The organism is Candidatus Contendobacter odensis Run_B_J11, from assembly GCF_000531125.1.
In the GTDB taxonomy this organism is placed as follows: domain Bacteria; phylum Pseudomonadota; class Gammaproteobacteria; order Competibacterales; family Competibacteraceae; genus Contendibacter; species Contendibacter odensensis.
Genome location: NZ_CBTK010000080.1, coordinates 1 through 11,059, shown reverse-complemented (window position 1 = coordinate 11,059; position 11,059 = coordinate 1). Strand labels below are relative to the sequence as shown.

The window sequence follows — 11,059 nt, the reverse complement described above, 5'->3', positions numbered from 1 at the left end:
TGATGGGGAAGTCGATCGAGTTGAAACCAATTTCGATCTAGCCATAGCGGCTTGACGAAATTCGAAGCGGTTTGGAAAATGGGCGAAAGGGGCGTTGAACCATTACTGTTACTGGACTTTTATTAACAAACTTCTGTAAAATACTGCTAAATTCTGTGTTCATAACGAAATATGTTGATCCTGTGATTAAAAAATAGAGCCATTTTACTCGTAAAATCACCTTGAAAGGGCTGGTCTATGGAACCCATAGGTAGGCGAGTGAATGCGGATTTTCAAGAGCAAGTGGTTTACCAAATTCGCCAGAAAGGAGCGCATCTCAGACGCCAAGTTATGCGAAGCGATAAGGAATGCGGAGAAGGGCATCATTGATGCTGACTATGGCGGCGGAGTCATCAAGCAGCGGATCACGAGACTCCATGAAGGCAAGTCTGGCGGGTATCGGTCTATCATCCTTTTCCGCAAGAGGGCACTGTCTTTTTTCGTCTATGGGTTTGCCAAAAGTGAACAGCACAACATCGACGAGAGTGATGAACGGGATTTCAAGGACCTAGCAAAAATCGTTTTGATGCTCTCCGATGGAGAGCTGAGAAACCTTGTCGATAGCGGCCAGTATACAGAGGTGAAGTGTGATGACTAAAGCAAAAAGTTACAAGAGTGACATTAAGGCGGCCATTCACCAAACAGCCAGCGACCTCTATGAAGTCGGCCTGATCGACAAACAAACGATGCACCGTTTCGATGAATCCTGCCTAACACCTGTTCATCGATTTACCGCCCAAGAAATCCGTGCCCTGCGCGAGCGCGAGGAAGTCAGCCAGACCGTCTTTGCCCTCTATCTGAACGTGCCGAAGGATTCCATCAGCCAATGGGAGCGGGGTGAGAAACATCCCTCTGGCCCTTCTCTAAAACTGCTGGCTCTAGTGCAAAAAAAAGGCTTAGAGGCCATCGCTTGAATCCAATCAAGGTTTGTTGCAAAACTTTTGAATTTCGGCATAGGAGCGTGTTTTGTCCTTTGGGATAGGAGGTAGTCCTAATCTCAGTATCGCTATACAAATTATGTAGTCATTCACTCCCCCCGTCCTTGACTTTCCTTGGACGGGGAAGCATGGGACACTGAGAGGCTGTCTAAAAACCAAGTTATTGATCTGCTTAATGGTGGAGTCGGGTTAAAACTGGCTAGAAGCGGGTTCCGCGCTAAATTTTTGTTCAAAATTAATGGCGAGTTTTGCGACAGTCTCTGAGAACCGATCCCCCGAGTTGAGTTGACCCCGATCTATGCCCTTGAGCGATTACAGTCTGCGCCAGATGGATGACGACTACGTCCGGTCCTTGGAAGCGGAGGCGTTGCGTGGGCTGTCGTTGCGGCTGCTGGCGGATATCAAGGAAGCGCGGGAGCGATTGAATCAAGGGCCGGGGAACAGTTCGCGCCCGCCGAGCAGTCGGGTGCCGTGGGAACGGGGCGCATCGCTCGACCCGACCGATGAATCGGACGAGGCGAAGCTGGACGAGGCGGAACCAGGCGCGGCGGAACCGGCGAAGACCCCGCCGGCCCGCCAACCGGGCAAACAACCGGGGACGCCGGGAATCGGGCGGACGCAGGTATTCCAGGCGCACGAGGAACGCGCACACCATCCGGCCGTCTGCGCCGGCTGTGGCGAAGCGCTGGAGCCGGCGGGGGCGGTGGTCTACACGGGGTTTCAGGCGGTGGACCTGCGCTGGGGGGATCCGGCGCGACCGGGCCTGACCTTGTGGGTGGTGGACCATCGCTATTATGAGATCGGGTGTGCCTGCGGCCACCACACCCGGGCCGAAGCGGGGCGGGGCGCGGTCAACCCGCTGCTGGCGGGGATCGAATTGCGAGAATGGCGACTGGTGGGGCCGGGGCTGGCCGCCCTGATCGTCGCCCTGAGCCTGCGGTTCCGGCGGTCGCGGGCGCGGATTCAGGAATTCCTGGACCAGTGGCTGAAGCTGAGCCTCGGCACGATTCATCAGACGATCCACGAAGCGAGCGCGGCGGTGGCCCCGGCCGAAGACGAGTTGGTTGAGGCGGTGCTCGCCAGCGGTCTGCTGCACGCCGACGAAACGTCGTGGCCGGAACGGGGCCAACTGCTGTGGCTTAATTGACGATGCCAAGAAAGGTGGGGGTTATGTCGAGTATCTCTTTGATAAACCGTTGAAAGGTAAGTCGGTACTCAAGCTGGGGTATGCGGCAGGTCTGGACAAATGGCAGTGGATGATTAGCACCGGCTTTTACATTGACGACATTGACGAGGCGATTCAACGAGTGGAACAGGATGTCACCGAGGATCTCCGCGATACGATTGAAGTGGCGGTCGCGGTCGCGGCGGTGGCGCTGATCATTATATTGCTGGTCAGCCTGACGGTCGCGCGGGCGCTGGGCGGGCGAATCCAGACGGCAGTTGCGGTGGCCCAACAAATTGCCCACGGCGATCTGACGGCGGAGGTCCCGGTCGGGGCGGGCGATGAAACCGGGCAATTGCTGGGGGCCATGCGCACGATGACCGCCGAATTGCGGCGCATTACCCAAACGGTTCAGGACACCACCGCCACGGTGAACGCAGCAGCCCGCGAGATTACCCAGGGCAGCGCCGATCTGTCGCAGCGCACCGAAGAGCAAGCCTCCGCGCTGGAAGAAACCGCCGCCAGCATGGAAGAGATCACCGCCACGATCAAACACAGCGCCGACCACGCCGCGCAAGCCAACCAGTTGGTCGGGGGCGCGCGGACGCGAGCCGAACAGGGCGGAGTCGTGATCAACCGCACCATCACCGCGATGCAGGCGATCAGCCACAGCAGCCGCAAAATTGCCGACATCATCGGCGTGATTGATGAAATTGCCTTTCAAACCAATCCCCTCGCGCTCAACGCCGCCGTCGAAGCCGCCCGCGCCGGCAAACAGGGGTGCGGCTTTGCGGTGGTGGCCGGGGAAGTGCGCAAACTGGCGCAACGCAGCGCCGACGCCGCCAAGGAGATCAAAATCCTGATCACCGACAGCGTCGCCAAAGTCGAAGACGGCGGCACGCTGGTGGACGCCTCCGGCCAGACCTTGCGCGACATCGGGCTGAAAGTGAAAAAGGTCAGTGACCTGGTAGCGGAAATGGCGACGGCGACGCGGGAACAGGCCCTCAGCATTGACCAGGTGAACCAGGCCATCCTGCAAATGGATCAATCTACCCAACAAAACGCCGCGCTGGTGGAACAGACCGCCGCCGCCAGCAGCGCCATGGGCGATCAGGCGCAGGAACTGCAAAACCTGATGGGTTTCTTCACGCTGCCCGCCTAACGTCAGTCTGTTGCAGGTCGCGCAACGGCGCCGGCTATAGCCGTGCGGATTGGGGGACAGCGCGAACTGTTTTTAATCTTCGTTACTACCGCATTCTCCACCAACGGTTATTGCACCCATGGCTGTACTTTACTGGATTCATCCAACAGGCAAATTTCTTTACGCCAGTGAGCAGGCGTGTTGCGCACTGGGCTACAGTCGGGAGGTGCTGCAAACCATGGCGGTGTGGGACATTGATCCTGGGTTTCCCTGCGAGCGGTGGCCCGATCATTGGCGGGAGTTGCGCCAAGCTCAAATGCTCCATCTTCAGACGACTCACCGCCGCAGGGATGGTTCGCTGATCCCGGTTGAGGTTTCAGTCCATTACGTCGAGATCGATGGTAACGAATATAATTGTGCTCTTGTCCGTGAGATCACCGAGCCATGGCAAACGGAAAAAGCCTTGCGCGAGAGTGAAGAACGCCTCGCTTTGGCTCTGGCGGCCTCTGGTCAAGGATTATACGATCTCGATATCGCCACTGGTAAGGTGGTTTTCAGCAAGGAATGCGCCCAGATGCTCGGTTATACACCGTCCGAGCTAAAACTAACGTCAGCGACATGGGCAAGTTGGCTACATCCCGCAGATCGGGAGCAAGCCTTAATGCGTTATGAGGATTGCGTCACCGGCAAACGGCCTCACTATCAAGCCGAATTCCGCCTGCGCACCCGTTCCGGTCGCTGGATTTGGGTATTGTCCATGGGCAGGGTGGTGGAGTGGGATACCATCGGGCGGCCATCGCGCATGATGGGTACTCATCTAAATATCACTGAACGCAAACAGGCTGAGGAAGTGTTGCAGAGGAGGATTCTGGCCCTAACCCAGCCTCTGAATGAATCTGAATCTGTTGCGATTCAATTCACTGATTTGTTCAATCTTGAAGACGTGCAGCGTATTCAGGATGCATTCGCCGAGGCCACCAGCGTTGCCTCCATCATTACCCAACCGGATGGTGTGCCGATTACCGAACCGAGCAATTTTTGCCGCTTGTGCATGGATGTTATTCGCAAGACCGAGAAAGGTCTTAGCAACTGCTTTTACTCCGACGCGATGATCGGGCGCTATAACCCTGGCGGCCCCATCGTGCAGCTCTGCTTGAGCGGAGGACTGTGGGATGCGGGAGCCAGCATTACCGTCGGCGGCAAGCATATTGCCAACTGGCTTATTGGTCAGGTTAAAAATGAGGCGCTGGACGAAACCCGGATGCTCCGGTACGCCTCCGAGATCAATGCCGACCCGATTGAATTTCGAGCGGCGCTGGCGGACGTTCCGGTCATGTCCAAGGAACGTTTCGGAAAAGTCTCTCAGGCGCTTTTCCTGCTCGCGAATGAACTTTCTGCCAAGGCTTATCAGAATATTCAACAAGCACGATCCATCGCCGAGCGCCACAAAGTGGAAGCGGCGTTGCGTGAAAGCGAGGCGCGTTTCCGCTCCATCTTCGACCATGCTCCCTTGGGCATTGCCCTAGTCAATAGCGCAGATGGCCGTATTACCCTCTGCAATGCCGCCTTTCAGCACCTGATCGGCTATAGCGCGGAACAATTGCAGGGCATGACCGTGGCGGAGATCACCTGTCCCGACGATATCAGCAAGGATATGGAACAGTATCGCGCTCTGCTTGAGGATCGCCTCTCGAACTATTCCATGGAAAAGCGTTATCTGCACCGGGATGGCGCGATAGTCTGGGTCAATCTGACCGTCTCGGCAATCCGAGATGAAGCTGGCAAACCCGCTTATGCAATGGGGATGGTAGAAGACATTACTGAGCGCAAGAGGGCTGAGAAAGCGATCCAGGAAAACGAGCGGCTGTTTCGGTTACTCTTCGAGAAATCCGGAGACGCCAACCTGCTGCTGGATGGCGAGATTTTCTTCGATTGCAATGAAATCACGGTCAAGATGCTGGGCGCAGTGACCAAAGAGCAGGTTCTCCAACGCCGTCCGGCTGAATTATCGCCGGAGCGCCAGCCGGATGGCCGATTATCCGCCGATAAGGCGCAAGAAATCATCGCCATGACTTTTCGGGAAGGCAGTCATCGCTTTGAATGGGTTCATCGCCGTCTGGACGGGACCGATTTCTGGGTAGAAGTATTGCTAACGATGGTCCCCTGGCATGGTCAACAAATTTTGCATACGGCCTGGCGCGACATCAGTGAACGCAAACGAACCGAAGAAGTGCTGCAACTAATGCAACTTTCCATCATGCGGGCCTCGGATGCCGTATTCTGGATTTTGCCAGACGGACGATTTGTTAATGTCAACGAGCAGGCTTGCCATTCCCTCGGGTACACACGCGACGAACTGTTATCTATGGCGGTCTGGGATGTCGATCCTGGTTTTCCCCAGGAGAAGTGGTCGTCGCATTGGGAGCGGACGCGACAGTTAGCAAAACGTCATTTTGAAACACAACATCAACGCAAGGATGGCACGATTTTCCCCGTGGAGATCACTGCCAACCATATTGAATACAATCACCAAGAGTACGATTTTGCTTTCGCCCGCGACATTACCGAGCGCAAGCGGACGGAAACGGCGCTGCGGGAAAGCGAAGCACGACTTCGCACTGCTATTGAAAGTATCCCCTTCGATTTTTTCCTGATCAATGCCAACGGCTGCTATGTTCTGCAAAACTCCTCTTCCAAAAAAAATTGGGGAGATGTTGTTGGCAAACGCCCCGAAGAAGTCACCGACAATGCGGAAATGCTGGCGCATTGGAATGGCAACAATCGCAGAGCTTTTGCTGGGGAGATTCTAGAAGAAGATGCGCTTTTAATTGTCGGTGATGAAGAGAGATGTATCCATAACGTCATCGCTCCCATTAAAGACCAAGATGAAATATTGGGTATCGTCGGACTCAATATTGACATCACCGACCGCAAGCGGGCCGAAGCAGAATTGCAGCGACACCGGGAACACCTGGAGGAATTAGTCGCCGAGCGCACTGCCGATCTACAACGCGCCAACACCGAGTTGCGCCAAGCCATGGACCGACTGGTGCAGGCGGAAAAGCTGGCCGCGCTGGGCAGCCTGGTGGCGGGGGTGGCCCACGAACTCAATACTCCGCTGGGCAACACTCGCACCGTCGCCAGCGCGCTGGGTGAGTCACTGCGCGAGTTCGCCGCCGCCGTCGAAACCGGCGCCCTGCGTCGCTCTCAGTTGGAGGCGTTTCTGGCCCGTGGTCGCCAAGCCGTCGATCTGTTGGAGAAAAATACCGCCCGCGCCAGCGATCTGATTGGCAGTTTCAAGCAGATCGCGGTGGATCAAACCAGCGTCCGGCGACGGCTATTCCCCTTGCGACAGACCCTGGAGGAGGTGATCGTCACCTTACAACCGTTGTTCAAGCGCACCGCTCATCGGGTCGAACTGGATATCCCTCGGGAACTGACGCTGGACAGTTATCCCGGCCCCCTCGAACAGGTGATCACCAATCTGATCAACAACTCTCTCACCCACGGCTTCGACGGTATTGCTACGGGAATGATTCGTATCCACGCTGTGGTGCTTGACGCGACTCAAATCCGACTGGACTACTCGGATAATGGGATTGGTGTATCTGAAAATATACTTAAACATCTATTTGACCCATTTTTTACTACAAAACTGGGTTGCGGTGGTAGCGGATTGGGGCTTTATATTGTCTATAATCTTACCATTGGTATGCTTGGTGGTAATATACAGATCCGTAGCACTCTCGGCCAAGGCACAACGTTTGAACTGACCTTGCCCCGCAGAGCTCCCGACTCATCAGCCTTTGGGGTGTCTGCATGATTGATGAACTCATCACACTGGTAGACGACGCGCATGGAGTGGACGCGCCCCGGCGGCACCCCGATTTGCCACCGTGGAAATTGCTGATCGTAGATGACGACGAGGAAGTCCATGACGCCACCCAGTTTGTGTTGCGGGATCTCGTCATTTTCGAGCGGCCACTGTGCTTGCTGCATGCGTACAGCGCTGGCGAAGCGCGCGAGCAATTGCGGCGACATCGCGACATCGCGGTCGCGATCCTGGATGTGGTGATGGAAACCGAACGGGCGGGACTCGACTTGGTCGGTTATATCCGCGATGAACTGGGCCTTGCGGAGTGCCGGATCATCCTGCGCACCGGCCAGCCGGGTTATGCGCCGGAATTAACGGTCATCCATCAACATGACATCAACGACTATCGCACCAAGGCCGATCTGACCCATACCCGATTGATCACCATGGTCAGTACGGCTCTGCGCTCCTACGAGCAGTTCTGCACTATCGAGCAAAGCCGGCGTGGTTTAGGGTTGATCGTGCACGCCGCCGCCGACCTGATGGAACAGCACGCCATTTCCAATCTCGCCGAAGGTGTGCTGACTCAACTCGCCGTGCTGCTCAAGCTGCCGCTGGATGGCATCGTCTGCACGCACAGAGGTTCTCCCTTCAGTGAGGATAATGGGGGATACTGTTGTTACGTGATCGCCGCCGCAGGACGGCATGCCCCTTACATCGCCCAACCGCTGGCCGCATTACCGGACTCACGGATCGCCTACGCCATTCTGAGCAGCATGGCACAGGGTCAACATGTGTTTGGCGAAGATTACACCGTGCTGTACCTGAAAGCCGCCCCCCATCAGGAAGCCGCCATTTTTCTCGATACCGGCCATGCGCTGTCCATGCTGGATCGTCCACTGCTTGAAGTGTTCGTCTCGAACATCGCAGCCTGCTTTCGCAACGTTAACCTGGTCGAGCGGCTCAACCATGTCGCCTATCACGATCCGCTGACCCATCTATCCAACCGCTCGCGATTCATCGCTGATCTTGATGGCGTCACCCGCGAGCAGACCGATATCGTCGTGGCGCTGCTCGATATCGAACACTTTGCCGATCTGAATGATGGCCTCGGCCAGGACATTGGCAACGCGCTGCTGGTGGCTGTGGCCGAGCGTCTTCGGTCAATGCTGGAGCCTGAGTGCCGGATCGCCCGCCTCGGCGCCGATGTGTTCGGCGTGATCGGGCCGGAACCCCAAGTCAATCCGACCACATTGTTCGCGCTGTTCCAGCAGCCTTTTGCCGTGGATGAACACCAACTGCCCGTCACTGTCACCATCGGCCTTTGCCACGATCTGGAACACGCCAGTTCGGGCATGGCCTTGCTCAAGCGTGCCAACATCGCTTTGAATCGCGCCAAGAAAAACCTCCGGTCCCACCATGAATATTACTTGGTGGAGATGGAGGACAGTACACGCTGGCGACTGGAGATCATTCATCAGTTGCGGCGGGCATTCGACGCCCACCAGCTTCAACCCTGGTATCAACCGCAGATCGCCCTGGCGACCGGCAAGGTAGTCGGTGTTGAAGTGCTGTTGCGCTGGCCAGGCGAGCAGGGTTTTATCCAGCCGCCCGATGTCTTTATCCCGCTGGCCGAATACTCGGGGTTGATCGTTCAGATCGGCGCCTGGGTTCTGGATCAGGCGTGCGCTCAACATGCCCAGCTCACGCAATGGGGGTTCACCCGGTTGAAAATGGCGGTCAACGTCAGTATGCCGCAATTCCGCAAGGCCGATTTTGTCGAGAACGTGGCGGCTACCCTGGTGCATTATCGAATGCCGCCCCAGTTGCTGGAACTGGAAATTACCGAGAGCATCGCCATGGATGAGCCGAAAGTGATCTTGCAGAAGCTGGAAGCGCTCAAGCGGCTCGGTATTTTGATCGCCATCGATGATTTTGGCACCGGCTATTCCTCGTTGGGTCAGTTGCGGTCCCTGCCCATCGACTGCCTCAAGATCGATAAATGCTTCGTCCAGGAAATTCATGATGGCAAGGGCGGCATGTTTGCCGAAACCATCGTGGGCCTGAGTCAGAAACTGGGCGTGGGATCGGTCGCAGAAGGGGTGGAAACCCTGGAACAAGCCGGCTTTCTGCGCGCTTTGGGTTGTTCGGTCGCCCAGGGTTATCTGTACGCGAAGCCCATGCCCGCCGACCAGCTTGTGGAGTGGCTGCGCCAGCAAGCCACCACGTAGTCATATGGTCATGGAAGGCAGGCTTACAGGAATTTCGCTTCATCCGTTCGCTCTGAGTCTGTCGAAGGGCATTCATCGCTAAAAACAGGGTTTGACCGGCTCACCCCGAACGGTTTTTGAACCCGAAGCGAAAGTCCTACTATTAATAACCGACGGTACGGAGGTGCGGTTTTATTTCAATATCCAAGGTTAAAACCACCGGCTTTAGCCGGTCAGCTTTCAGCTACGACTCTCCAAGCGGACTCAGAGGCTCTCTAAATGGGTGTAGTGACCCCGAAAAATTGGACAGTTGACGAAGAGAAGTCAAACTATCCAGTGAGGGGATTACGATGGGCGAGCGTAGACAGTTTTCACCCCAGTTCAAGGCGGAGCGGGTCTTGGAGTTGATCAGCGGTGCTCAAACGCCGGCAGAGGTCTGTCGGTCCCATGGGATCAAGCCGTCGCTACTGCTGGCCTGGCGGAAGCGGCTGTTGGAACAGGCTCCGAAGGTGTTCGAGCGAGAAGGCGACCGGGATCCCGCCCAAGCGCGGATTGCGGATTTAGAGCGGTTAGTGGGCCGTCTAACCTTGGAGTTGGACGTCGCAAAAAAAGCCTCCAATCTTTGGCAGATACCCCGGCTCGGAAGCGGGATCGGGTGATGCACCTGGCGCAAGACTATCCGCTGGCGGTGGTCGCTCGCGTGTTGGGCTGTCCACGCAGTACGGTGTATGCCCCCGTGATCCCGCGAGCGGATCTGAATCCGCTTAAGACCGCAGTGCTGGATGTGGTCACTGAGTGGCCGACTTATGGGTACCGGCGAGTCACGGCTGAGTTGCGACGGCGCGGCTGGCGGGTGGGGCATAACCGCGTTCAGCGGTTGATGCGAACCTTGGGGTTGGCGCACGTCCCCCGACGGCGTGAGGTGCGTACCACCGACAGTGCCCATGCGTTCCCGCGCTACCCGAATCGGGTGACCGGTCTGTGGGTGATCCGTCCGGATCAGGTTTGGGTGGGGGATATTACCTACATCCGGCTGTTGACGGGGTTCGTCTACTTGGCAGTCTTGATGGATGTCTTCACCCGTGCCATCCGAGGCTGGCATTTGGGACGTTACCTGGATCAGTCACTGACCTTGACGGCCTTGCGGCGAGCGCTGGTGCAGGCCACACCCACGATTCATCACTCCGATCAAGGCGTTCAGTATGCGGCCACCGCTTATGTCGACCTGCTGACCCTGCATCACGTCGCGATCAGCATGGCTGAGGTCGGCGAGCCGACCCAGAATGGCTATGCCGAACGCTTGATGCGCACGATCAAAGAAGAGGAGGTTGAGTTGTCCGAGTATCATGACTACGCCGATGCCTATCGACAGATGGGCCGGTTCCTCGATCAGGTCTACATGCACAAGCGGATTCATTCCGCGTTGGGTTATCTGACCCCAGTTGAGTTCGAGCTGCAGTGGCTCCGACAGCAAACGGAATCATGGCGTTTTTAAATATCTCGATTTTAGTGTCCAAAAAATCGGGGTCAGTACAGGTCTTGATGGAGTGCCGGACGCTATTGTTGCAATCGTAATGTTTTTAAAGCGCCGGGCGCATTGATGGGGGGACTTTCAGTCCTCTGCGCCCGGCGCAGAACCCACCAGCTTTAGCTGGTGGTCGTTCAGTTATCGCTAACCAAGGGGGAGATTATGTGAGGTGCCCCCTGGATTTCGTCTTCCAAGGGTCGATGATTAACATCGAGACTGGAAGG

At 56.5% G+C, this 11,059-nt stretch carries 6 protein-coding genes and 1 pseudogene; all 7 read left to right on the top strand.

The features are described from left to right. The first annotated feature begins 262 nt into the window (after positions 1-262). Positions 263-637 (top strand): type II toxin-antitoxin system RelE/ParE family toxin, encoded by a 375-nt coding sequence (locus tag BN874_RS06835; protein WP_034431690.1) that lies wholly within the window; start codon positions 263-265, stop codon positions 635-637. Continuing rightward, the gene (locus BN874_RS06830) at positions 630-953 is read left to right on the top strand and encodes a helix-turn-helix domain-containing protein (protein WP_034431689.1); all 324 of its coding nucleotides are present in this window, start codon (positions 630-632) and stop codon (positions 951-953) included. Before BN874_RS06835 ends, BN874_RS06830 begins: the two co-directional genes overlap by 8 nt. Positions 954-1,281: 328 nt before the next feature. Next, the gene (locus tag BN874_RS06825; protein ID WP_154724786.1) at positions 1,282-2,124 is read left to right on the top strand and encodes an IS66 family transposase; all 843 of its coding nucleotides are present in this window, start codon (positions 1,282-1,284) and stop codon (positions 2,122-2,124) included. After that, positions 2,042-3,304: a methyl-accepting chemotaxis protein gene (locus tag BN874_RS26150; protein WP_081756204.1), complete on the top strand. Its 1,263-nt coding sequence runs from the start codon at positions 2,042-2,044 to the stop codon at positions 3,302-3,304. Before BN874_RS06825 ends, BN874_RS26150 begins: the two co-directional genes overlap by 83 nt. Positions 3,305-3,422: 118 nt before the next feature. Continuing rightward, a complete protein-coding gene (locus tag BN874_RS25000) occupies positions 3,423-7,106 on the top strand; it encodes a PAS domain S-box protein (RefSeq protein WP_051497525.1) in 3,684 nt (1,227 codons plus the stop codon). Then, a complete protein-coding gene (locus BN874_RS06805; RefSeq protein WP_034431687.1) occupies positions 7,103-9,328 on the top strand; it encodes an EAL domain-containing protein in 2,226 nt (741 codons plus the stop codon). The genes BN874_RS25000 and BN874_RS06805 overlap by 4 nt, the downstream gene beginning before the upstream one ends. 329 nt (positions 9,329-9,657) lie before the next feature. Continuing rightward, positions 9,658-10,802 (top strand): annotated as a pseudogene (locus BN874_RS06795) (IS3 family transposase). Positions 10,803-11,059 lie beyond the last annotated feature (257 nt).